This window comes from Paenibacillus farraposensis (assembly GCF_020736845.1).
Lineage (GTDB): Bacteria > Bacillota > Bacilli > Paenibacillales > Paenibacillaceae > Paenibacillus > Paenibacillus farraposensis.
On sequence record NZ_JAFFQR010000064.1, the window covers coordinates 298,630 to 323,235 of the forward strand.

General features: G+C 48.7%; 24 protein-coding genes and 1 other annotated feature. Of the genes, 1 reads left to right on the top strand and 23 read right to left on the bottom strand.

Features of this window, described 5'->3' with window-relative positions:
* Window positions 1-380: 380 nt before the first annotated feature.
* Complete coding sequence (locus tag JO375_RS11170; protein ID WP_229524538.1) at window positions 381-1,352, bottom strand: RluA family pseudouridine synthase; 972 nt, start codon at window positions 1,350-1,352, stop codon at window positions 381-383.
* A 1-nt stretch (window position 1,353) separates the two neighbouring features.
* Window positions 1,354-1,845, bottom strand: a complete 492-nt coding sequence (lspA, locus tag JO375_RS11175; protein ID WP_229524539.1) for a signal peptidase II — start codon at window positions 1,843-1,845, stop codon at window positions 1,354-1,356.
* Window positions 1,846-2,056: 211 nt separating this feature from the next.
* Between lspA and JO375_RS11180 the strand changes: the two genes are divergently transcribed.
* Window positions 2,057-2,788 carry a TraR/DksA C4-type zinc finger protein gene (locus tag JO375_RS11180; RefSeq protein WP_229524540.1) on the top strand — a complete coding sequence of 244 codons (732 nt, stop codon included), beginning with the start codon at window positions 2,057-2,059 and terminating at the stop codon, window positions 2,786-2,788.
* Between the two features lie 30 nt (window positions 2,789-2,818).
* Here JO375_RS11180 and JO375_RS11185 read toward each other — a convergent pair whose 3' ends face one another.
* From JO375_RS11185 to mraY, 21 genes are all read right to left on the bottom strand, one after another.
* Window positions 2,819-3,211 carry a DUF5665 domain-containing protein gene (locus tag JO375_RS11185; RefSeq protein ID WP_229524541.1) on the bottom strand — a complete coding sequence of 131 codons (393 nt, stop codon included), beginning with the start codon at window positions 3,209-3,211 and terminating at the stop codon, window positions 2,819-2,821.
* A gap of 142 nt (window positions 3,212-3,353) precedes the next feature.
* A complete protein-coding gene (ileS, locus tag JO375_RS11190) occupies window positions 3,354-6,443 on the bottom strand; it encodes an isoleucine--tRNA ligase (protein WP_229524542.1) in 3,090 nt (1,029 codons plus the stop codon).
* 77 nt (window positions 6,444-6,520) lie between these two features.
* Window positions 6,521-6,802, bottom strand: a binding site (T-box leader).
* 166 nt (window positions 6,803-6,968) lie between these two features.
* Entirely contained in the window at window positions 6,969-7,478 is a 510-nt protein-coding gene (locus tag JO375_RS11195) for a DivIVA domain-containing protein (protein WP_229524543.1), read from the bottom strand.
* Window positions 7,479-7,651: 173 nt separating this feature from the next.
* Window positions 7,652-8,434, bottom strand: a complete 783-nt coding sequence (locus tag JO375_RS11200) for a YlmH family RNA-binding protein (protein WP_229524544.1) — start codon at window positions 8,432-8,434, stop codon at window positions 7,652-7,654.
* 8 nt (window positions 8,435-8,442) lie between these two features.
* The gene (locus JO375_RS11205; RefSeq protein ID WP_229524545.1) at window positions 8,443-8,697 is read right to left on the bottom strand and encodes a YggT family protein; all 255 of its coding nucleotides are present in this window, start codon (window positions 8,695-8,697) and stop codon (window positions 8,443-8,445) included.
* Window positions 8,698-8,702: 5 nt separating this feature from the next.
* Window positions 8,703-9,155 carry a cell division protein SepF gene (locus tag JO375_RS11210; protein WP_229524546.1) on the bottom strand — a complete coding sequence of 151 codons (453 nt, stop codon included), beginning with the start codon at window positions 9,153-9,155 and terminating at the stop codon, window positions 8,703-8,705.
* Window positions 9,139-9,846, bottom strand: coding sequence for a YggS family pyridoxal phosphate-dependent enzyme (locus JO375_RS11215; protein ID WP_229524547.1), 708 nt, complete (start codon window positions 9,844-9,846; stop codon window positions 9,139-9,141). The genes JO375_RS11210 and JO375_RS11215 overlap by 17 nt, the downstream gene beginning before the upstream one ends.
* An 8-nt stretch (window positions 9,847-9,854) precedes the next feature.
* On the bottom strand, window positions 9,855-10,739 hold the full coding sequence (pgeF, locus tag JO375_RS11220; RefSeq protein WP_229524548.1) for a peptidoglycan editing factor PgeF: 885 nt from the start codon (window positions 10,737-10,739) through the stop codon (window positions 9,855-9,857).
* A gap of 76 nt (window positions 10,740-10,815) precedes the next feature.
* Window positions 10,816-11,151 (bottom strand): YlmC/YmxH family sporulation protein, encoded by a 336-nt coding sequence (locus tag JO375_RS11225; RefSeq protein ID WP_377530382.1) that lies wholly within the window; start codon window positions 11,149-11,151, stop codon window positions 10,816-10,818.
* A gap of 119 nt (window positions 11,152-11,270) precedes the next feature.
* Window positions 11,271-12,053 carry an RNA polymerase sporulation sigma factor SigG gene (gene sigG / locus JO375_RS11230; protein ID WP_007431182.1) on the bottom strand — a complete coding sequence of 261 codons (783 nt, stop codon included), beginning with the start codon at window positions 12,051-12,053 and terminating at the stop codon, window positions 11,271-11,273.
* Between the two features lie 97 nt (window positions 12,054-12,150).
* Entirely contained in the window at window positions 12,151-12,891 is a 741-nt protein-coding gene (gene sigE / locus JO375_RS11235; RefSeq protein WP_229524550.1) for an RNA polymerase sporulation sigma factor SigE, read from the bottom strand.
* Window positions 12,892-12,944: 53 nt separating this feature from the next.
* Window positions 12,945-13,922, bottom strand: coding sequence for a sigma-E processing peptidase SpoIIGA (spoIIGA, locus tag JO375_RS11240; protein WP_229524785.1), 978 nt, complete (start codon window positions 13,920-13,922; stop codon window positions 12,945-12,947).
* A gap of 186 nt (window positions 13,923-14,108) precedes the next feature.
* Window positions 14,109-15,233 carry a cell division protein FtsZ gene (ftsZ, locus tag JO375_RS11245; protein ID WP_229524551.1) on the bottom strand — a complete coding sequence of 375 codons (1,125 nt, stop codon included), beginning with the start codon at window positions 15,231-15,233 and terminating at the stop codon, window positions 14,109-14,111.
* A 67-nt stretch (window positions 15,234-15,300) separates the two neighbouring features.
* On the bottom strand, window positions 15,301-16,569 hold the full coding sequence (ftsA, locus tag JO375_RS11250) for a cell division protein FtsA (protein ID WP_229524552.1): 1,269 nt from the start codon (window positions 16,567-16,569) through the stop codon (window positions 15,301-15,303).
* A 200-nt stretch (window positions 16,570-16,769) separates the two neighbouring features.
* Window positions 16,770-17,534: a cell division protein FtsQ/DivIB gene (locus JO375_RS11255; RefSeq protein WP_229524553.1), complete on the bottom strand. Its 765-nt coding sequence runs from the start codon at window positions 17,532-17,534 to the stop codon at window positions 16,770-16,772.
* 56 nt (window positions 17,535-17,590) lie between these two features.
* Window positions 17,591-18,901 carry a UDP-N-acetylglucosamine 1-carboxyvinyltransferase gene (murA, locus tag JO375_RS11260; RefSeq protein WP_229524554.1) on the bottom strand — a complete coding sequence of 437 codons (1,311 nt, stop codon included), beginning with the start codon at window positions 18,899-18,901 and terminating at the stop codon, window positions 17,591-17,593.
* Window positions 18,891-19,796 (bottom strand): UDP-N-acetylmuramate dehydrogenase, encoded by a 906-nt coding sequence (gene murB, locus JO375_RS11265; protein ID WP_229524555.1) that lies wholly within the window; start codon window positions 19,794-19,796, stop codon window positions 18,891-18,893. The genes murA and murB overlap by 11 nt, the downstream gene beginning before the upstream one ends.
* A 144-nt stretch (window positions 19,797-19,940) precedes the next feature.
* On the bottom strand, window positions 19,941-21,050 hold the full coding sequence (gene murG, locus JO375_RS11270; protein ID WP_229524556.1) for an undecaprenyldiphospho-muramoylpentapeptide beta-N-acetylglucosaminyltransferase: 1,110 nt from the start codon (window positions 21,048-21,050) through the stop codon (window positions 19,941-19,943).
* A 6-nt stretch (window positions 21,051-21,056) separates the two neighbouring features.
* The gene (gene spoVE / locus JO375_RS11275) at window positions 21,057-22,154 is read right to left on the bottom strand and encodes a stage V sporulation protein E (protein ID WP_229524557.1); all 1,098 of its coding nucleotides are present in this window, start codon (window positions 22,152-22,154) and stop codon (window positions 21,057-21,059) included.
* A 49-nt stretch (window positions 22,155-22,203) separates the two neighbouring features.
* Window positions 22,204-23,625 (bottom strand): UDP-N-acetylmuramoyl-L-alanine--D-glutamate ligase, encoded by a 1,422-nt coding sequence (murD, locus tag JO375_RS11280; RefSeq protein WP_229524558.1) that lies wholly within the window; start codon window positions 23,623-23,625, stop codon window positions 22,204-22,206.
* A 4-nt stretch (window positions 23,626-23,629) separates the two neighbouring features.
* A complete protein-coding gene (mraY, locus tag JO375_RS11285; RefSeq protein ID WP_229524559.1) occupies window positions 23,630-24,598 on the bottom strand; it encodes a phospho-N-acetylmuramoyl-pentapeptide-transferase in 969 nt (322 codons plus the stop codon).
* Window positions 24,599-24,606 lie beyond the last annotated feature (8 nt).

The following is a 24,606-nucleotide window of genomic DNA, read 5'->3' on the forward strand; positions in this document are numbered from 1 at the left end:
TCTCGGACACACTGAAGACATGCCGCCGCAGCGGATGCACTGATCAGTGATCCATTCACGTTACCTTGCCAGTCTCACGGGACTGATTTAAAGGTGCTATTCAGGATTTTCTCTGTCCAGCTTCTCATAGTGTGAGATGGCAACCCATCTCTGGACAAAGTTCATCGCAACTACAAGAATTATGACAGATTGAAAATCATGTGTCAACACCTGTTCAACCGGAACCACCGGAAGCACTTTAATAATTATACAACTTTACTGCATAATTATCCATAGTTGTTTTTACCCATGCCTTAAACAATGACAAAAAAACCGCCAAATTGGCGGTTGTACTTAAAATTTATTCAGGTTTGTGAATACGAATACAGGCCTGCTTTGTTTTAGCGACTACGTAAAGACGCCAATACATCCTGCATATCCGGAGGAATCGGTCTGCTGAACTCCATATACTCGCCGGTAGACGGATGCTTAAAGCCTAATACCGCCGCATGCAGCGCCTGTCCATTCATGCGAACGCCCTTGCTGCGGCCATACATGGGGTCACCAACCAAAGGATGTCCAATAAACTTCATGTGCACTCGGATCTGGTGTGTGCGCCCTGTCTCCAATTGAAGTTCAAGCAGGGTGTAATCCCCCAAACGTTCAATGACGAGAAAATGGGTGACTGCATGCTTGCTGTTGCGTTCGGTCACCGTGAACATTTTTCGGTCCCCCGAATCACGGCCGATAGGCGCATCAACCGTTCCCTGATCGTGGCTCAAATTCCCGTGAACCAGCGCTATATATTTACGCGTAACACTGTGTTCCTTGAGCTGTGCTGCCAGCGATGCATGAGCCTGATCATTTTTGGCCGCCATCAACAGCCCGGATGTATCTTTATCAATACGGTGAACGATACCAGGACGCAATTCTCCGTTAATGCCGGAAAGATCTCGACAGTGGTACATCAGCGCATTGACCAGTGTTCCTGAAGTATGTCCCGGTGCGGGATGCACGACCAGGCCTCGCTGCTTGTTAATGACAATCAAGTCCGAATCCTCATAAACGATATCCAGTGGAATATTTTCCGGTACGATATCTACATTCTCTGGCTCCGGCACGGATAATTCAATACAATCTCCTTCGGCCAGCTTGTAATTTGCTTTAATTGCGGAGCCATTGACCAGCACCCGTCCGTTTCCAATCCACAGCTGTATCTGAGAACGGGACACGTCCTCCATTTTTTCGGCGATATATTTGTCTATACGTGTTTTGGCGTCTACGGATTCCGCTGTCCATTCCAGAGATTCGCCCTCTAATCCCTCCTCATAAGACAAATCGGTGAAGCCACCGTTTTCATTCGTTTCTTTCATGCTACGACTTCCCTTCAACACGATCATGACTATTTTCTTTATTGCGACGCGATTCCAGTAATGTATCCAAAATAATCAATGCTACTCCAATGACAATCGCCGAATCTGCTACATTAAAGATCGGAAACGTATAAGTTCCAAAATTGAATTGCGCAAAATCGACTACTTCTCCTGAAATAGCCCGATCCAAAAAGTTACCGACTGCACCACCAAGCACCAAACTTAGTGCGACCGAAAGCAATTTCTGACCCGTCTTCACTGTTTTTCGCAAGTACCATATGATGGCGATCACCACGACGATTGTAATCACGATAAAAAGCCAGCGTTGTCCTTCCAAAATCCCAAAAGCGGCTCCGCGATTACGATGGGACGTGATTAAAAAGAAATTGCCGATAACCGGTATCTGCTCATACAATTCCATCCGCGTAGCCACCAAATACTTGACTCCCTGGTCAATCAAAAAAATAATTAGCGCAATACCAAAATAAATCACAATCCTTCGTCACTCCGATCTGCTTAATCCGTTGTCGAACCCATTTATTGTAGCATAAGCCTTCTCGGGTCGTCCACGCGTCCCATGAGCTCGCAAAGGCTATTTATTGAGCACAATTTCCTATGTAAAAGAGGTCTTTCCGGTGCAAACTACAAGGAGCATCCCCGACACCACACATATGCATGTTAACCTAAAATAAGGAGAGGATTTCATGTCCCCACTCACGGAGCAACAATTGCAGGGATTGCGCAACGAGCTGCTGCAACGCAAGGAAGAGATTGAGCATCGTTTGCAAAGCAACGGTCATTACGGACTCGGCGAATCGCAACGGGATCAGACTGGCGAGCTATCCCCGATTGACAATCATCCGGGCGATCTGGCAACCGAAACATACGAGCGAGCCAAGGACGTTTCCCTACTGGAACATGACGAATTCCAATTGGAACGTATCGAATCAGCCATGATGGCGATGGAAAAAGGTACGTATGGCATTTGTGCCGCCTGTGGCAAACCCATTCCTTATGAACGCCTGCTGGCTGTTCCCTATACGATTTACTGCAAAGAGCATAACCCCGAAACAGAGGTGTCCAAGCGCCGTCCAATCGAAGAGGAATTTCTGGCTCCCGCATTCGGCAGAACAAGTCTGGATGAGCGTGAAGATCAAAACGGCTTTGACGGTGAAGATGCCTGGCAAATCGTTGAAAATTGGGGAACATCGAATACCCCAGCCATGGCCGAAAGTGGAGAAATCCATCGTTATGATGATATGGAGATTGAAGCAAACGATGACAATATGGGTTTCGTTGAGCCATATGAAAGCTTTATCGCCACTGACATTTATGGAAAAAATGTATCGGTAATCCGCAGTTCCATTTACCAGCGCTATATCGAAAATGGCGAGGGTGAAGGCCTGCTGGAGCCGGATACGCACGAAGATGAATGATAAGCGAAAGTTAAAAAGATAGCCTGCTTCTTAATAGGTGGTCAGTTCCAGCTGCCGCTGTACAATTCGAACGATATCAGCTATATAATCCCCGATAATCGGCAAATTCAGCGCCCCCAGTACCTGCAGCACATAAATGATGGTGGCCGCAAAAAAAGTAAAGCCCAGGGCAATGCCGACCCCGCGGGACACGCCTGATATTAAATTCAGCCAGAGCAATCGCCAGGGCCTATTCAGCAGCAGTGCATAATCGGCAATACGTGTCCGTTCCATCTGCTCGGACACAGTATGTACGAGCCTTTCTACACGACTTAGCTTCCGAGCCTGTTTCCTGACTGTATTTTGGTTTGCCGCTATGGCAGCCTCTCCCTCATTTACTCCTTGGCGATTGCTCACCTGTCTGCGCCTTGATCGTGCTGTCATCCGCACAATCCCCCTTTTCCATGAATGCTGCCCTGAACGCAGCAAACGAGCCGAAGCACGCAGCGGAGAAGATCCGTTTCCATGCTTAGGCTCGTTTTTTATACACTTCCTGTTATTATATTATGGGGCAAGAGGCTTGTAATTATTCCCCAATATGAACGCTAATCGTTTTACCGTTTACTTCTACACGCTCTGCCGGTTCGGCTTGACCAAATTCCACCGTTGTAACCAGTACGTTTTCACGCAACACAGAATCAAAACTTTCGATCGCCCGTCGCAGCTCGTTATCTACATCCAGTGTTAATGCTACGTACTTTTCAATCGGAAGGTCCAGCTTTTTACGGTAATCCTGCACCGCGCGAACGACCTCACGCACCCAGCCTTCTTGCTCCAGCTCAGGCGTAATATCTGTATTCAAGGCTACGGTTAAGCCATAGCCGGAAGCAGACGCAAAGCCTTCTTTTGCTTTTTTCTCCACCAGCAATTCCTCGGCGGTAACCTGCAACTCTTCTCCCTCTGGAGAGCTTACGTTCAGCAAGCCTTTTTCTACAACCGAACGGCTATCCTCGGCAGACATGCCTTTGAACAGGTTTTGCAGGAAGCCGACATTTTTGCCATATTTCTTACCCGCTACCTTCAGATTCAGCTTCAGTGTAAAGTCCACAAAGCCGCTGTCATCTGTCTCCACATGAATGTGCTTCACGTTGATCTCATCTTTGATAATTTCCTCATAGCCGCTCAGTTCAAAATCCTGATCCATTGACAAAATCAACTCGGATAGCGGCTGACGCGTTTTTAACCCGGTTTCGTTGCGGACATTGCGGGCCAATTCTACTACACGGCGTGCCGTTTCCATATCACGCTCCAGTTTCAGATCAATCAAGGATTCATTGGCTGTCGGATAATCATCCAGATGGACACTTTCTCCGCTGCTCAGATTAAGGTAAATATCCTCTGAAAGCAGCGGTGTGAATGGTGCAAGCAGCTTTGCTGTCGTCAACAGCACCTCCGTCAGTGTGCGGTACGCATCCAGCTTATCCTCTGTAAGACCGTTGCCCCAGAAGCGGTCGCGTGAACGACGGATATACCAGTTGCTCAGCTCATCTACAAATGATTCAATCGCTTTGGACGAGTTCAGGAAATCATTGGCAGACAATGCTTTGTCCACGACCAGAATCAGGCTGTTCAGGCGGGATAAAATCCACCGATCCAGCTTATGAGCCGACGGCTTGAACGGATGCTGTGCCGGATTATAACCGTCGATATCCGCATACAAGGTCAGGAAAGCATGTGTATTGACAAGCGTGTCTACCAGCTTCGATTTGGCTTCGCCCACGATGCCTTTGGAAAAACGTTTGCTGTTCCATGGCGCACTGTCGGACAGCAACGCCCAGCGAAAAGCATCTGTACCGTACTCGTCGATCACTTCCCATGGGTCAATAACATTGCCCTTGGATTTGGACATTTTTTGGCCTTGCTCATCCAGTACATGGCCTGTGGCCATCACTGCTTTGTAAGGAGCTTTGCCAGTCAACATGGTCGAAACAGCAAGCAGGCTGTAAAACCAGCCGCGGGTCTGGTCAATCCCTTCGCAAATCATATCTGCCGGAAATTGCTGCTCGAACGTTTCATTATTTTCAAATGGATAATGATGCTGGGCAAATGGCATGGAGCCGCTATCGAACCATACGTCAATCACTTCCGGCGTACGGGTCATTTCGTATTTGCCGCATGCACTGCGGACCTTAATGTCATCTACATATGGCTTGTGCAGCTCAATGTCCGCCGGCACATCACCAATCGCACGTTCCCGCAATTCAGCAATACTGTGCGGAGCGAACTGTTCTCCCGTTTCCTCGCATACCCAGATGTTCAACGGTGTACCCCAATAGCGGTCACGGCTGATGTTCCAATCCACCAGTTCCTCCAAAAACTTGCCGAAGCGGCCTTCGCGTACGTGGCCCGGATACCATTCAACTTCGCTGTTGTTGGCAATTAATTGATCCTTAATGGCAGTTGTTTGGATAAACCAGCTGTCCATTGCGTAATACAGCAGTGGAGTATCACAACGCCAACAGAACGGGTAGCTGTGCTCGTATTTTTCTTTACTGTAGAGCAGGCCCTTTTCAGACAGCATTTTAACAATATCCACGTCGCATTCCTTCACAAAACGGCCTGCAAAGTCTGTAATTTCTTTTACATATTTACCTTGAAGATCCACCACATTGATGAATCCAATACCATTTTCACGGCATACCCGGTAATCATCCTCACCATGAGCCGGAGCCATATGAACGATACCTGTACCGCTGGAGTCTGTTACGAACTTTGCACCCAGAATCTGATTGCCCTTCTCGACCTGGAAGTACGTAAATGGCGGAGTATAGGTTTGGCCGACCAGCTCTGAACCGGACAACGTGCCCATCACTTCATAGTCGCCTTTCATGACGTCCTCAACCAGATTTTTAGCGACGATGTATACACCGTCATCCTGCTTCACACGGGCATATTCCAACTCAGGGTTGACGGCAAGGGCCACGTGGCTCGGCAAGGTCCAAGGTGTTGTCGTCCAGGCCAGTACGTATTCACCGCTGTTATGAAGCTTGAATTTGGCTGTGGCGCTCAGGTCCTTTACATCCTTGTAGCCCTGTGCCACTTCATGAGAACTCAGCGTTGTCTGACAATCCGGGCAATACGGGCTCACGCGATGACCGCGATACAGCAGTCCTTTTTCGTGAATCGTCGCCAGAATGTTCCACACGCTCTCAATATAGTTATTGTCTAGCGTAATATACGGGTGATCGAGGTCTGTCCAGTAACCGATGGCTTCGGTCAGATCACGCCATTGTTGCTCGTATTCAAACACGCTTGCTTTACATTTTTTGATAAACTTTTCAACGCCGTATTCTTCGATTTCCGGTTTGTGAGAGATGCCCAGCTGTTTTTGAACCCCTAATTCGACCGGCAAGCCATGGGTATCCCAACCGGCCTTACGTACTACACGATATCCCTTCATCGTTTGATAGCGGCCGATAAAATCCTTAATTACACGTCCCAGCACGTGTCCGATGTGCGGTTTGCCGTTGGCCGTTGGAGGGCCCTCATAAAACACAAAATTGGGCTTGCCCTCACGATTTGCGATGGATTTACGGAATGTATCCTCTGCTTTCCATTTATTCAGGATGCGCAGGTCGCGGGACCGTGCCTTTTCTTTAACATCCACTCTGTTCATCACGTCATTCTCCTTTTCTGCCATCATTTGAATGTTGTAGCGTTTCCTAAAAAGCAACAAAAAAAGCCCCGTCCCTGTAAAGGGACGAGACTGTGCTCGCGTTACCACCCTGATTCCGTAAACAGACTCTTCCATAATAAAAGAAGTACGGTTACGGCTCTCTAAGCCCTGCTCAACTACAGCAGGGCGCCATTGTAACGTATGGCACACGGTGGTTGCTTACACACGCTGTAATCACAAGCGCTTCAGCTCACTTCTCCGGGAGGATCTTCGGTCATGTTCTGAACGTTGGCTTGCACCAAAAGGCCAACTCTCTGAGGGACAAATCATGACGTACTCGTTCCCATCAACGAATTAGACATGTTAAACTCTCGCAAATGGAATCAGCACATGGCTGACATGAATTTCAACGATTCGCCGACAAACGGATCGTCGTTATATTTAATATAATATTACAGTTATAGCCTGTTTGAAGATAAAAGTCAACATTGACAAACGCCTAATTGACGTCATCAGATATGAAAGTTAGTAAATCTCTTTCATCTCACGCTCGCGCTCCAACACTTCGCGTTCCCGGTTTTCAAGCGCTTCCCAGCCGTCCTGGCTTAACAGGTCAAGCTGCGCTTCTACCAGTGTACGAAAACGCGCCCGGTAAATCGAGGCCTGCTTCTTTAGCTCTTCAACCTCCAACGCGATTTTGCGGGATTTGGCCAATGCTTCATTCACAATGCGGTCCGCATTTTTTTCCGCTTCCTTCACAATCAACTGGGATTCTTTCTTGGCGTTGTTGCGCACTTCGTCAGCCGCTTCCTGTGCCACAATAATCGTCTTGCTCAGCGTATCTTCAATCGTCGCGAAATGATCGAGCTTCTCCTGCACATTCAACAACTCCGTGCTCAGTTCTTTATTTTCGCGAATAACAGCTTCATAATCCTTGATCACCTGATCCAAAAATTCATTGACCTGATCCTCATCATAACCACGAAGCCGGCGTGCAAATTCCTTATTATGTATATCCAATGGCGATAATGGCATGCCGTCCACCTCCTATAAGATTGACAAAAATACATTTCTTCCGCGTCACGACGCTCACTATCATCTATCGGTCATCATAACCCGTTTTGTGAATACTGTACAGAGCAAAATCGTTCCAGCACTATGCTTTAGCATTATTGTTTCGACAGAAAGTTCTTAAATCCTGCCTCCAGCTATGCAAACTTACCGATTTTAACCCGGAATCTTCCTTTTTTTGTCATCCCGTCTGTCTCGATCACCTTGAAACGCCCAAATCCCTGTATCGAAATAACGTCACCGGCCTTAAGTGAGGCGGATGGATTCTCCTCCACCTTCCAATTGACCCGGCATCGTCCGGCCCGAATGGGAGCTAAAATTTTGCTTCGGCTAAGCTTATATACATCACTGGCAATGCCATCCAGACGTAAAGAAGCCACCGACAGATTCAGCAGCTCCAATGTAACTTCCTTAGTCCGCAGGCTTTCTGGAGGCAGCAGTTCTGTCCATACATGAACACGATGAACCTGCTGCAGGTGCAGCGTAATGAAATCACTGATTTCCGAAGCCACCAATATATGGCATCCATCGTCCAGTACGTGAATATCGCCGATTTTTCCACGCTTGATTCCAAGTCCCAACATAGCTCCCAAATAATCACCGTGCCCCAGCGTGGCAATTTTATGATCATCAGAGCTGATGGCAAGGACCTGAATCCCCATATCCTCATTGTCTAAATACGAATAATCGGGCGCTATCAGCGCCCGCTTTCGTTCCGAAGCCTCGTAGCCGCCATCTACCCTAATCGTGACCTTATCTTCTTTCGCAGCCAAGGTCTCCAATATGTACTGTTGGCGCGGATCCAAGAAATCAGTCAGCTTCTGCCTGTGATTCGCTCCCGCATGACTGATCCATTCGGAAGCACGGTCCACATAATCCCGTTCATCCGGGTGAAAATGGTCATAAATCTCGGTACGCATGAATCCTCCTAAACGAAATTACCTATTAAAGATATCAAACCTAACGACGCAAAACGCAGTGCAATCAGCGCCACGATGGGTGAAATATCGATCATCCCGATTGGCGGGATGAACCTGCGGAAAGGAGACAAATACGGTTCTACAAACTTGGCAAGCAATTCACCAATCATACTCTCTCTTGCATTAGGAAGCCATGACATCAAGACATATGCGATGATCATATACGAATAAATCTGAAACAGCCAGTAAATGACTTCGCTCAAAAAACTCACCTCATTCTGTTAAATTCTTGTTCAGTGTCGGCCAGTATCTCCGTAATAGACCCTTGAATTTCAACCGTGTCCGGAGTACAAAGAAAAATGTTATTGCCGACCTTGGAAATGCCGCCGCTTAACGCATACACTGTACCACTCAAAAAATCAATAATTCGCAGCGCCTGATCCTTGCGAATTCGTTGCAGATTCACGACGACGGTGCGGTGGGAACGGATATGATCGGCAATCTCTTGTGCTTCATCGTAAGATCGCGGCTCATACAGGACAACTTTCACATTTTTTTGCGAATGAATACTGACAACATTATTGCCCTTCAGGTTCTTACGTTTATCAAAGCTTGGAGTTTCAATTTCTTGCTCTTCCGGCGTATTCATAATTTCCCGCTCAACAACTTCCTCTTCTTCCTGAAGCCCTAGAAAGTTCATAAACTTATTCATTACGCCCATGGAAATCCTCCTCTCGTCCGACCAGTACGGAACCAAGCCGCAGCCAGGTCGATCCTTCCTCAACCGCTACCTCAAAATCGTTGGACATTCCCATGGACAAGTGAATCATGGGCTCTCTCGTTAGAGCTTGTCCATTTAGCCTATCGCGCAATTCACGCAATCCACGAAACACATGCCGAGTCTTTTCCGGGTCTTGCTCATGAGGGGCCATCGTCATCAAGCCGATGACATCCACATGCTCCAGTTCACGAATTTGTTCCAAGAAGGGAGCAACCGCCTCAGGGGACAAACCATATTTTGAAATTTCCCCAGAAATATTAACTTGCACAAAAGCCTTGACTCTCATTCCAAGAGCACTTGCCTTCTTTTCCAATTCCTGAGCCAGCGATAAACGATCCAGTGAATGTATAAATTCAAATTTTTCAATTACATCTTTAACCTTATTGGTTTGCAGATGACCAATAAAATGCCACGATCCCCGGTCACCCAGCTTGCTCCATTTATCCGCGGCATTCTGCCAGCGATTTTCGCCTACATGCTCGAGCCCGCTGTCCAACACCGATTCCATTGTCGCAGCCGAAATATATTTCGTGACAGCGATCACATTCACGTCATTACGTGAACGTCCACTGCGGGCACAGGCCGCTTCTATGCGGGCGTTCACTTCTTTAATTCGTTCCTCCAAAGCCACGGGAGAACTCACCTCTCTTCCAAACCAATCCAGCTCGCCATTCTCCCTGTAACGCCGCCCTCCTTGCGATATGAAAAAAACAAATCGCTGCGGCTGCTTGTACATAAGGTAGTACATTCGATATGGCTCGGCAATATTCCTGCTTTCATCATAATGTGTCGATTGCATTGTTTCAAGTCAAGTAGCGTTTTGCCGCTGGCTAAGGGGAAATAAACCGAGCCTTCCCAATGATCATTACCCGGGCAATCATGCTCTAAAACTCGAATTCGGCTCATCACATGCTCATCCACCTCGTACGAGTCAGGGCCAATGGAAGGACCAATGGCTGCAAGCAGATCCGATGGACGTGATCCAAATTCGGTCTGCATCGTTTGCACCATTTTTAGGGCAATCTCTGCCACTGTTCCCTTCCAGCCCGCATGTGCCAGCCCAATGACACGCTTCACCGGATCGCAAAAGTATAGCGGGACACAATCCGCATAAAAGGATGTCAGCAAAATGCCCGGTACATCTGTCAGCAGTCCGTCCGTATCCTGAAAAGCGGATGCACGATCCTTAAAGCCGCGTCCGCGGTCAGCAGATTTGACGACAGCAACATGATTGCCATGAACCTGCTCGCCGCACGTCCATGCTTCAGCAGCAAAGCCAAGCTGCTCTGTAATAAGCTGACGGTTGCGGATCACCTTCTCCGGATCGTCTCCTACATGAAACGCGCAATTCAAACTGTCGTACGGCACCTCGCTAACACCGCCATGTCGTCCTGTAAAACCTGCGGACAAGCCCTGAACCATCTGCTTCCAGGACTGAATATATAGCAACTCCGGCACGGGACGCGTACCACCTGCTATGCACGTAGCTCCCGTTGTCACGGTATTCAATACAAACGGCTCCATTTGTTCTCACCTCTACAGCCAGTGTACCAAAAAGCTGCCGCCGTGTCTTCACAAGCAGCTAAAATAAATCCGGTGCTCAGAAGCCACGGCGGTCACTCCGCTCCTGACGTTGGATATGGAGCTTATCCTCTTCTATACTCAGCTCATCCAGTCCCTCCAGTCTTACAAGCACGACATCCGAACCGATCTTGACAATATCTCGCCATGGGATAACTAATTCGCTTCCTCCTCCAAACCAGCCCATAAAACGACTGTTGCCTGGAACCACAACGGCTTCAATTTTTCCTTGCCGCACATCAATTTCCAAATCACTGATTTGTCCCAGGCGCCGCCCATCTACAATGTTAATGACATCCTTGGTTTGAAACTCGGAAATTTTCATCGCTCTGACCGACGTTTCCGGCGTATTCACATGCATCACATCCTTTATTTCACTATATGTGTGGGAGAACCAAAAAAATGTCCAGTAAACGCAAAAACGATCCATATAGGATCGTTTTTAGCGGAATCAAATTCAAACCATTCATCTCATCAGGATTTTACATGCTTTTGCATTTGCTGAATTGCCGATTTCTCTAATCTGGAAACCTGGGCTTGAGAGATACCGATTTCGTCGGCAACCTCCATTTGCGTCTTTCCTTCATAAAAGCGCATGGACAATATCATCTTTTCACGCTGGCCCAGGCGATGCATCGCTTCCCGCAGAGCAATCTCCTCAATCCATGAGACGTCTTTGTTTCTGTCATCACTGATCTGATCCATCACATAAATTGGGTCGCCCCCGTCGTGATATATCGGCTCGAACAGCGAAACCGGGTCCTGGATCGCATCCAATGCGAACACAACGTCTTCTTTAGGCACATTCAGCGCCTCTGAAATTTCAAAAATCGTCGGTTCCCGAGAGTTCAGATTCGTCAAACTATCCCGCACCTGAAGCGCCTTATAGGCAATATCCCTTAACGAACGCGATACACGAATCGGATTGTTATCCCGTAAATAACGACGTATCTCTCCGATAATCATCGGAACCGCATAAGTGGAGAACTTCACGTTTTGCGAAAGGTCAAAATTATCAATCGCCTTCATCAGGCCGATACAGCCTACCTGAAACAAATCGTCCACAAACTCTCCCCGATTGTTAAAACGCTGAATCACACTCAGGACGAGCCGGAGATTGCCATTGACCAATTTTTCTCTGGCTGATCGTTCATTATTTTGCTGAAGTGATGTGAACAGCTCACGCATTTCTGCATTGGTTAATACCGGCAGTTTGGCGGTATCCACACCGCAAATTTCCACTTTGTTTCGGGTCATCGTGTCTTTACCTCCCAAGGAGCAACATTAATGTTCATTATCTCCTGAGGGCGTTTTTTTATTCGCCATTTCCATCGCTTCCGGATATGCCCAATCGTTATACCATTTTATTAAATTCTTTTCGTAAGCGCTTTATAATTCGTTTTTCCAGCCGTGAAATATACGATTGTGAGATGCCGAGCAGGTCGGCAACATCCTTCTGTGTCTTCTCATCTCCGTCCTGTAAACCGAAGCGCAGCTCCATAATTAAGCGCTCTCGATCCGTCAGCTTATCCAGCGCCTTATGCAACAATTTACGGTCCACCTGCTCCTCGATATTACGGTAAATGGTATCGTTTTCCGTTCCCATCACATCGGAAAGCAGCAACTCGTTACCATCCCAATCAATATTCAGGGGCTCGTCAAACGAAACCTCTGTTCTCGTTTTGCTATTGCGCCGCAAATACATTAAAATTTCATTTTCGATGCATCTTGAAGCATAGGTGGCAAGCTTGATTTTCTTTTCGGGATCAAACGTGTTAACCGCTTTGATGAGCCCAATAGCACCGATGGACACGAGATCCTCAATGTTGATCCCTGTATTTTCAAATTTACGGGCAATATACACAACCAACCGCAAATTTCGTTCAATAAGCATGGAACGTACCGCAGCATCTCCAGAGGAGAGCTTTCCGAGCAAATACTCCTCCTCGTCTCTCGTTAGCGGCGGGGGAAGCGCCTCGCTGCCGCCAATGTAATAAATTTCTTCACTTTTTAGGCCAAATAAAAATAGGATGCGATAATATTGCAATTGAAAGGCTAGCCTGATTTTCATTTTTAATTTCATCTGTTCCCGCATCACTTTCTCCCCCTTTTGAATTTGAAAATGGTGTAAAACCATGCCTTGTCCCACTATCCCGAGCTTGCACTAAGAGGCGCGTCGCCCTTCTGGTTCGTATTCGTACCACCTTCTTCATGCACGGTCACATCCGGATGAATAATTGCGCGGTATTGGCCCTCTGCTGACAAGGTCCCTCCATCCAAACCAATCAGCACTCGATCATGTACATAGCAAGACCCATTCATTATCACCTCCACCCGGTCTGGTTTGAGTGCGAGCATAAAGGAATGGTTGCGGTTGATGCCTCGATAGGGAACAAGACGGACGCGGTCCTGCCAGCTGAACGATTCGTCACCCAGCTCCATTACGAGCTGATCCACATTCCCCTCGGAACATTTTTGCAGCCAGGAGGAGGGCAAATGCGCTTCCCACAAAGCCGCCTCCATCACCATAACCGGAGTTCGGGTCAAGGGGTCATACAGTTGGTTGCCTGTATCCAGCAAGCCTGTACACTCAATATGATCCTGCCCGATCCACACCTGCACTTCTCCCAGAAATCCACTCATCCTTTCGGTACGCTGCTTTGAGGACTGCACAATGCGAAAGAAAAGCATCACTCCGGCAAATGCGCATACAATAAACCAGAATGCAATTTTCAGCTCAAAGGATATTCCGCCCGATGCGGTGTACCAGATGCCATTAAACAATTCCCCTGTATTCTGGAGAAAATAATGCAGCCCCAAAATTCCGCCTGCAGCTACAAAATTGATCATGTAAAAAGCACCCATGGTACGAAGATACTTTTGCATACTGCCAAATCCAAAAGCCACCAGCAGCATAATGACCGATAATGCCAATTTGATCAGAAACGTAAATAAAAAAGACAACTCCGGCACAAACATCATGACTACATACATAGCACCAATCACAGCCGAAAGAAGCAGCCGCCACCATGCTGGACGGATTTTTCTCATCCAGGCCGTGACCATCAGCAATACAGCATCAATGAACAAATTGGTCAAAAAAATCAAATCAATAAAAACAACCAAGGATTCACCCGCCCAGCGTTGCAGGATAGGCTTAAGTATAGTAGTCATGCCGTTCAAAGTCTGTCTAACGGTGGGGACGACGACCGACTATTTTTGTCGGAAAGAGGAGAAGCTCCGGGGGCGTGGATGGGGAAGACACAAAGAAGCCCGCATCTCCAAGGAGAATGCGGGCTCTCTGATTTCAAACTAGTTATCATTATTGTTATTGCGTGAACGGTTACGCAAGAATGTCGGAATATCCAATTGGTCACTGCTTTGAGAGTTACCAAATGGACGCAGGTTAGAAGAGGCTTTTTCCGTTGCTTCAGAAGGCGCCGGACTAGCTGCTGGTCTACGTCCTGGTGCTGGTTGGCTCGGCTTACCTTCAAAACCAGTGGCGATCACGGTAACCTTAATCTCTTCTTTCAAGTCTTCGTCAATGATCGCACCGAAAATCATATTCACTTCCGGATCGGAAGCCGAGGTTACGATTTCAGCCGCCTCATTAACCTCGTACAGGGACAAATTGATGCCGCCAGTGATGTTCATAATGACACCACGAGCACCTTCAATGGAGGTCTCCAGCAACGGACTCATAATAGCCTTACGCGCAGCTTCAGCCGCGCGATTTTCACCCGTCGCTTCGCCAATTCCCATTAACGCGGAGCCACGCTCCGTCATGATCGTTTTTACGTCAGCGAAGTCAAGGTTGATCAGACCCGGTACAGCGATCAAGTCCGAAATACCTTGTACGGCCTGGCGCAAAACATTATCCGCTTCACGGAATGCTTCCAGCATCGGGGTTTTCTTATCCACGATTTCAAGCAAACGGTCATTTGGGATTACGATCAAGGTGTCTACCTTTTCTTTTAATCCTTCAATACCAAGTTCAGCTTGATTGGAGCGTTTGCGCCCTTCAAACGTAAAGGGTCGTGTTACCACACCCACGGTCAATGCACCGCACTCTTTGGCAATTTCAGCAATGACAGGAGCTGCCCCGGTTCCTGTGCCGCCTCCCATTCCTGCCGTAACGAAAACCATGTCGGCACCTTTGAGCGTATTCATAATGAGCTCACGTGACTCCTCAGCCGCTTTTTTGCCCACATCCGGGTTGGCTCCGGCTCCCAGACCACGAGTCAGCTTATCGCCAATCTGAAGCTTATGCTCAGACTTCGCTAAATGAAGTGCCTGAGCATCTGTGTTCACAGTAATGAATTCTACACCTTGAACACCATTTTCGATCATTCGGTTAACCGCATTGCTCCCGCCGCCTCCGACGCCGATCACTTTGATTTGAGCCAAGCTCTCCATTTCAAAATCAAATTCCAACATACTATTCCATCTCCCCCTCAATGTACATGGATGGCCCGTCCATGATTGGCATATTTAGCAATGAACGTTATATAAATTCACTGAACATATTTTTTAGGCGTTCAATCAACCCCTGCTTTGGCTCACCTTCAGCAGCGGGATTGCTGCTTTTGGTTCGGTTGGTCGGCTTCTTGTTGCTTCCATTGCTACTAATGCTTGTTGATCTTCCGCGATAGTAACGAATGACATTATGTAGGATGCCGACTCCGCTTGTGTAGCCCGGATCTCTTACACCGATAAAATCAGGTACGGCGATCCTTACGGAAGCGGCCAGTTCGTTTTGTGCCACCTGCAGTACACCAGACATGGAGACGGTGCCCCCGGTAAGTATATAACCTCCCGGAAGCTCTGTGTAACCCAAGCGCTTGACTTCTGCCTGAACGAGCTGAAAGATTTCCTGCACTCTCGGCTCAATAATGGCAGCCAAATCCTGCTGGTTAAATTCCTTATCCACATTGCTGCCGATACGGGTTACTTTAAAGACGACATCGGCTGCCGCATCATCATACCATGCGCAGCCGTATTTGAGCTTTACTTTTTCGGCTTGATCGGTAAGAGTTCTTAGCCCGTAGGCAATATCATTGGTTACAAATTCTCCACCAATTGGAAGTGTAGATGTGGCAACAATCGTTCCTTCCTGGAAAATGGCAACGTTTGTAGAGCCTGCACCAATATCCACCAGCACCGACCCCATCACCTTTTCATCCTTCGAAAGAGACAATTGTCCAGCTCCCAGCGGCAGTAATACCAGATCTTTGATCCGTAAGCCAGCTTTCTCTACGCAGCGCAACAGATTATGTATCGGGGTCTTGCCTCCAGTAACAATCGTTGCCTCTACTTCGAGGCGAACACCGATCATACCGCGAGGGTCCTGAATCCCTTCAAGACCATCCACGACATACTGTTTGGCTACCACATCAATGATTTCTCTCTCAGGCGGTACGGCAATAACCTCAGCGGCCTTCAGTACGCGCTCAATGTCCTCCTCACCAATTTCACGGTCCTCGTTGGACACAGCTACAACGCCATGACTATTTTGCAGACCGATATGGTTGCCTGAAATCCCCACATACACTTCTGTTATTTGAATACCAACCATCCGCTCTGCGTGATCCACAGCGTTCCGGATTGATTGCACGGTTTGATCAATGTCTACAATTGCACCTTTGCGAATTCCTTCCGAGTCGGCAGATCCAACTCCAATAATATTAAAGGTTCCATTATTCATTTCCCCAATAATAGCCCGAACTTTGGATGTACCGATGTCCAAACTAACAATGATGTCATTGTTGCTCAAGTCTGTGGCACCTCCTGACTCCAAAATGAATTTCGTTCTTTAAACATACACTAGTACATATTCAACATACTCCATGCTATCCCTCTTTTTTCTACAAATTTTTTAGAATCCAATTTATAGTTAAAGTCATATAAAAATTTGAAGAAAAAAGAAGGAGGCTAGTCCCATACCCATAAGATTAATTCTAACATTTTTTCACATCACTGAGTAGTATCTTTTTCTTGGCCTTCTTCACTGGTGTCCGGCTTGAACGGAACGTAAGAATCCGCCTTCAGCATGGTGATCAAACCGGGTTCTTCTGTTTCCAGCACCTGATTCAAATAGCTCATTTTAGAACTCAGCAGAGAAACGGTCGTAATGACTTCAAACTGGGAACGCGTGTACATTTTGATACGATCCGGAAAAGAAGGAATCGGCGCGGGAATGATCTCCGAAATATCGGCTGTCCATTCTCCCGGAATGCTCGATAAAGCATCACACAGCTTTGCTTTATACGGATCATCCGATTTCCATTTGGTCAAAATGGGTTTCTCCACGGCTATTCCGCTGCTGCCCACGCCTACGCTTGACCCATTCGCCAGAATAGCACGCAGGCTGCCATCACTTTGCAATTCGTAGGCGACCGTCGCAAACTCTTTAATGTGAACAGAAATGACGCCTGGAAACTGCTTGTCCACCGTGACTTGCTGGATCGACTGAATCCCCCGCAGCTTCTCGGATACGCCAGATGGACTGACTCCAAAATACTGGTCCCCGACAGCCAGGCCGCTTCGGTTTAAAAGCTGCTCTCGGGTCGAAAATACATTACCGTCAAAACGGATTTCAGAAACCCGACTTAACGAAGAGCGGAAAAAGAGAACTGCCAGCAGTACAATAAACAATAAAATGAGAAGAATGGCGATCTTCCGGCTTGTTCTTTTTTTCGTTCTGTTCTTTTTAAGAACAGGTATTTGAGCATTTGGCATAGCTTCTCTCCACAAAAGCCTTTTGTCCCTCCGCTGACGGAGGGACACTACAGGCATTAATTTACGAAATCCAACTGCTCCGGCACCGGGGACTGACGGCTCATTCGGGCGCCTAATCCCTGGAAAAGACGCTCGATCCGATCATACCCTCTGTCGATGTGGTGAACCTGCTCGACAACAGTATGTCCTTGAGCAGCCAGCCCCGCTATAACCAGCGCAGCCCCTGCCCGCAGATCAGTAGCCTCTACCGTAGCCCCGTACAGACGGGAAACGCCTCTTATAAAGGCAGCATTCGCATCAACTGTAACATCGGCACCCATCACATTGAGTTCATCTACATGCTTGAATCTGCTTTCGAAAACGGTCTCTTTCATGACACTGAAACCGTCCGCCAAAGAAAGCAGCACCATGACTTGAGACTGCAAATCCGTTGGAAAGGATGGGTAAGGTGAGGTAACAATCCTCTCCACCGCTTTGGGGCGGCTCATACAACTTACGGTCATTATATCATTCAGGATGCCGATTTGAACACCAGCCCGCCTGAGGACATGAATCAGAGCAGACAAGTGGGAGGGATTGCAGTGTGTCAGCGACACACTTCCACGTGTAGCGGCGGCTGCAATCATAACCGTACCTGCTACAATACGGTCAGGAATGACCTCATACGTACACGGGTTCAGACAACTGACCCCCGTAATTGTAATTGTGTCCGTTCCTGCACCGGTAATATGAGCGCCCATGGCATTCAGAAAGTTTTGAAGATCCTGAATCTCCGGCTCCCTCGCTACGTTGGTAATCGTTGTTCGTCCTTTAGCCAACACAGCGGCCATCATAATATTTTCCGTTGCCCCCACGCTCGGGAAATCCAGATGGATGTCCGAGCCAATCAGCCTGCGGGCACGGAACGTAATTTGCTCGTTTTTTTCCTCGATCTCTGCACCAAGAGCCTTTAAGCCCTCCAAATGAAGATCGATTTTGCGCTCGCCTATGGCGCAGCCTCCGGGCTGGTAAATGGAAACCTCGCCATATCTGGCAAGCATCGGTCCCATGAGAAAGATCGATGAACGCATTTGCTTCATCAAATCCTCCGGAATTTGGAACGATCGGACGGACGACGTATCCACATATACCGTTTCCTTTTCATGTCGGCATGTACAGCCGAGTCTTTCAAGGATATGCAGCATGACCTTAATGTCTAACAGTTGGGGTACATTCCGAATTTCCACCTCACCTTGCGCAAGCAAACTGGCTGCAAGAATAGGCAGTGCCGCATTTTTTGCTCCATGGATACGTATGGTGCCTGACAGGGGACGGCCTCCCTCAATCACCAATTTGTCCAATGTATCACCTCCGAGTTTACCGCTCACCCACTACGAAAACCTCCGGAACTAGCTTGATGCCGGTTTGAGATGATATTGTACTTTGAATATGCTTCATCAGGGTAAGCACGTCCTCTGCTGTCGCTTGACCGGTATTTACAATGAAATTGGCATGCTGCAGAGATACCTCAGCGCCTCCAGCCTTCAACCCCTTCAGACCTGCGCTTTCAATAAGCCGGGCAGCATAGTCTCCTGGCGGATTACGAAACACACTTCCTGCACAGGCTAATTGTAATGGCTGGGTCAGCCTGCGGCGGTCTTTAAAAGCCGCCAGGGCCGCTGAAATTTCCTCGCGGTCGCCCCGCTTCATCTGAAATACTGCCTCTGTCACCATTCCACGCTGCTCATGCAGCACGGAGTGGCGATAGCTGAAACGCATAGCCTCGGCATCGTACACAGCCAATTCCCCTGTATCCAGCACAATCTCAGCGGACTGGAATATTTGTGACACATCAGACCCATGGGCACCAGCGTTCATGTAGACAGCCCCACCGACTGATCCCGGGATACCTCCCGCAAATTCAAGGCCGGAGAGCCCCTGCTTACTGGCCATAACGCATAATTTGACCAGTGAGACGCCACCGCCAGCGATGATCCGATCATCCTCGAAACGGGCATAATCAAATCCTGGCCCCAGCTTGATCACAAGCCCGCGTATTCCTTTGTCGGAAACGAGCATGTTCGAGCCCCTGCCTAACTGCATCCACGGAATACCATGCTCACGAGCCAGCCGCAAAACCCTCGCCAGCTGCTCCTTGGTATCCGGGATGACAAGTGCATCCGCAGGACCCCCAATCTTCCATGTTGTATATTTGGCCAGCGGCTCACGCTCCAGCACTTTTCCGATATCATGCTCCGCTAGTAATGGCATCCATTGCTGCATTGTACTGAAACCTCCTTGTTGCTTGCCCGCATGGCTATGAGGCTCTCACCTGACAACCGGCAGCCTGAGTGATGGTCACAATCTATAGGGTATCCTATGTCAATACCGTCCAGTGTGTGACAACCGCCCAAACTGCGCTGCGGACTACCTTTTACGGGCAAGACGCTCCATTTCTTTTACTAAAATATTAGCTGAGTCAGGCTTGCCAAGTGCAGACGCTGACGCCGCCATCCGATTACGCCGTGTTTCGTCCTCCATTATTTTCGCAATGGCTTGAAACAGCGAAGAACCGCTCAATTCCTTTTCCAGGATCATTTCTGAAGCGCCTGCCTTTTCGAGCGTACGGGCATTGGCTTCCTGATGATTGTTCGTCACATTAGGCGATGGAATCAGAATGGATGGAATACCCAGTGATGTGATCTCAGCCAGAAAGGATGCACCGGCCCGGTTAACGATCAAAGAAGTGCAAGCCAGCACCTCTGGCATATTATGAATATAGGGAAGCACATGAAGGTGGTTAGGCAATGAGCCGATCTGATTTCGTATGCTGTCGAGCGTCTGTTCATAATAAGATTCACCAGTCACATATACAAAATGGACGTCTTTCAACTGCGAAAGTTGCGGAGCCATGGCAACCATGGCATCATTGACCGCTTTTGCCCCCCTGCTGCCACCTACGACTAGTACAACCGAGCTGTTCATAGGAACCCCGATCGTAGCAAAGCCTCGATCCCGGTTGGCCAAACGGACTGTCGTGGCGCGCGGGTTCCCGGTATATAATACATTTTTAGCTTTGGGGAAAGCCCCTTCGGAGCCTTCAAAGCTAACGGCCACCGTATCCACATAACGACTCAGAAATGAATTCGTCAGGCCCGGAATCGCATTTTGCTCATGAATCATGCTGGGGATACCCAATTTGGAAGCAGCATAAACGACGGGGCCGCATACATATCCCCCGGTACCGATGACGATATCTGGCTTGAATTTCTTTAATAACGCTTTGGACCTGTGAACTCCTTGGAAAAAGCGTATAATTGTCCTTATATTTTCAACGGACAAGCTGCGACGAAACCCTGTAATATCAATAGCCTCGAACGGAATTTTCTCCTGAGGAACCAGCTTGCTTTCGAGTCCTCTTTGACCGCCAATGTATAAAAATTCAGCGTCCAGGTCCATCTCTTCGCACTGTCTAGCTACGGCCAGCGCTGGATAAATGTGCCCTCCGGTGCCGCCGCCGCTCAACACGACGCGCATAAACATTCACCTCGCATAACGTGATAAATTCAGTAAAATGCCCAATGCAGTTAGCATCAGCGTCAGAGAAGAACCTCCATAGCTGATTAAAGGCAAAGTTATTCCTGTCACCGGCATCAATCCAATGACGACGCCGATGTTAATGACAACCTGTACGGCGACCATTCCGACAATGCCTACCGCAAGCAAGCTGCCGTAGGTATCCGGAATGGTTATAGCGATACGCATTCCTCGCCACACGAGGACCAGAAAAAGCCCCAGCACCGCCATTCCACCGATAAAGCCAAGCTCCTCCGCCAAAATAGAAAAGATAAAATCCGTCTGCGGCTCAGGAACATAGCTGTATTTCTGCCGGCTCATGCCGAGTCCCAAACCCGCCAATCCACCGGGCCCAATCGCATATAGCGATTGAATAATCTGATAGCCTGCACCAAGCGGATCAGACCAAGGGTCCAGAAAAGCGGTAATCCGCTTGAGCCGATAAGGCGCAGCCGCGATCAATGCAGCAAATCCGGCTACCCCCGACAAGGCCAGTAAGCCAAGATGCTTCATGCGCGCACCTGCCGTAAATACGATCAGCATGGACGCTCCCATCATCACGGTACCTGTGCCCAAGTCGGGCTGCAGCATAATCAGGCCAAAGGCCAGTCCCATGAGTCCAAGCGGGGGCAACAGGCCTCGCGTAAAAGAGCTAATATCATAATCCGCACGACTGAGCCATTGGGCGAGATAAAGAATCATGCCCAGCTTCATAAACTCAGAGGGCTGAATGCCAAAAGAGCTAATACCCAGCCAGCTTCGTGCTCCGCCTCTAACTACACCAATGCCGGGAATCAATACGGCAATCAGCAGCACGAGACAAATCAGCAGTATGACCTTGGCGTATTTGCGCCAGATTCGGTAGTCCGTTCGGGCGGTAAAGTACATCGCTACAAGACCAAGCCCCGCAAACAGCAGCTGCCGCTTTACAAAATAGTAGGAGTCCCCGTACTCGTGAAAAGCGAGGACGGCGCCCGCGCTGTATACCATAACTATGCCGATGGCTAACAAGCTAGCAATACAGACGAAAAGCCATATATCCGGCGCCGGACGAGATTGCTTCATCAGGAGGCCACCCCTTGCATAAAAGTAGGGGCTTATCCAACCCCCCTACTTACAATTTATGCGCCGCCTCTTTAAAAATACGTCCACGCTCTTCATAGGATCGGAACATATCCCAGCTTGCGCAAGCAGGCGAGAGCAGTACCACATCTCCCGGCGCCGCCAATGCTGCCGCCTTGTTCACCGCCTCCACGAGCGTAGCCGCGGCGTCCTCCCCATTATCGACGACCTGGACACGCTCTATTCCGGCCTGACGGGCCCGATCTGCCAGCTTGTGCCGTGTCTCACCCAGCAGCACAACGGCTTTGACGCGTTCCTGCAAGGAAGGTACAAGCTCCGTATAGTCTGAGCCGCGCTCCAGGCCTCCGGCGATCAGTACAATCGGTTGCTTGAAGGACGCCAAGGCCATTATGGTGGCTTTGGAATTAGTGGCCTTGGAATTATTGTAGTAGGCTGCTCCAGCATGCTCCAATACATATTCAAGCCGATGTTCTACACCACGGAAAGTGCTTAATGGCTCTGCCAGCCTCGCAGGCTCTGCACCTGCGGCAATGGCTATTGCGCAAGCGGCGAGCGCATTTTCGACGTTGAATCGGCCCGGGAGGCCAATCTCGGCTACCCCAATAATGGGATGTGCTACCCCATTGCTATCACGATATACGATGCTTCGTTCGATATCATCCGTCACATCCGGTATGTATGGCGGGTCAGCAAACAGGCCTTCCTGCAAACGTTCCGTCATCGAGAACGGAAGCAGCTTCGCTTTAATATATGGCACAAGCTCCCGGCAGACAGGATCATCCCAGTTCACTACCGCTGTATCAGCCGATGTTTGATTGGCAAACAGTCGTGCCTTGGATGCAACATAATCCTCCATGCCTCCGTGGTAGTCCAGGTGGGTCTCAGCAACATTGAGCAAGCAAGCCACTGCGGGCTTGAAATCCTTGGTTCCTTTTAACTGAAAGCTGCTCAGCTCCACAACCATCCACTCCTCTGACTTGGCGTCCACAGCCGCCTCACATAATGGAGTGCCAATATTACCAGCCACGATCGGCTTCATGCCGGATGACTCCAACAGCTTGCCCACCCATGTGGTCGTAGTTGTCTTTCCATTGGAGCCGGTAATTCCGATAATCGGGGCTTTACACAGATGGTAGGCAACCTCAACTTCGGTCACAACCTCAATGCCGAGCTCGACAGCTTTCTGTACGGGAGGAGCGGTATAAGGGATACCTGGATTTTTGACAACCAGCTTCACACCCGGATGAATCAGCCCCTCCGGGTGTCCCCCGCATAAAACGGAAATTCCCAAAGCCTCTAATTCAGAAGCTTCGGGACATTGTTCCCTATTTTTTTTATCATTGACTACCAGCTTGGCTCCGGCCTGATGCAGTACTTTGGCAACCTGTACACCACTTTTGGCCAGGCCGATAACGACAACTTCCTGATCTCGGTATGCGTCTGGATGGTTCATTTGTCTACAACCCCTTGTTGAGATAAAGTCCGAGTCCTGCCAGCAGCAGTCCTACAGCCCAGAATGTTATGACTACACGCCATTCGGACCAGCCGGACAGCTCGAAATGATGATGAATCGGACTCATTTTGAAAATGCGTTTGCCGCGTGTTTTAAAGGAAGCTACCTGCAAAACTACGGACAGCATTTCAATCACGAATACACCACCGATAATAATAAACAAAATTTCGCTTTTCGTAACGATAGCAATGGCACCGATCGCTCCGCCGATGCCCAGTGAGCCGGTATCGCCCATAAACACCTTGGCGGGATGCGCGTTATACACTAGGAAGCCAAGCACAGCACCAATCATCGCCGCTGAGCAGACCGCAGCCGGAAGCGAAGTTGCCTGAATGGCGACAATCGCATAAGCGGCGAAGGCAATCGCACTTGTACCGGACAGCAGCCCGTCCAGCCCGTCTGTGAAATTGACAGCGTTGCTAATTGCCAGCATCATGATGATGATAAACGGATAGTAAAACCAGCCGCCCCAGTCAAATGACCATGAGGTGCCCGGGATGCTGATGGCAGTACTATGATCGTTGCTAAGCAAGAGCCAGCACATGATCCCGCCAAACAATAGTTGCCCGAACAGCTTTTGCCGAGCCGTCAGACCCAGTGAGCGTTTGAATACAATTTTGATATAGTCATCCAAAAAGCCGATCAGTCCAAATCCGAGCGTAGCGACCAGCAAAACGTAAAAGTCCGTATTTTTGATAGCTGAAAACTTAAGAAAGGTCAGCGTAAACGCAAGCAAGATCACGATACCGCCCATTGTAGGCGTACCTATCTTTTTAAGATGGCTTTGTGGCCCGTCATCCCGGACCTGCTGGCCGAATTTCATACGCCGCAGCAGCGGAATAAGCAGCGGAGCGGCAATGACCGCCAGTATAAACGATACGACGATCGTCAACAGTAATAATTGAATATCCATGGGAGTCT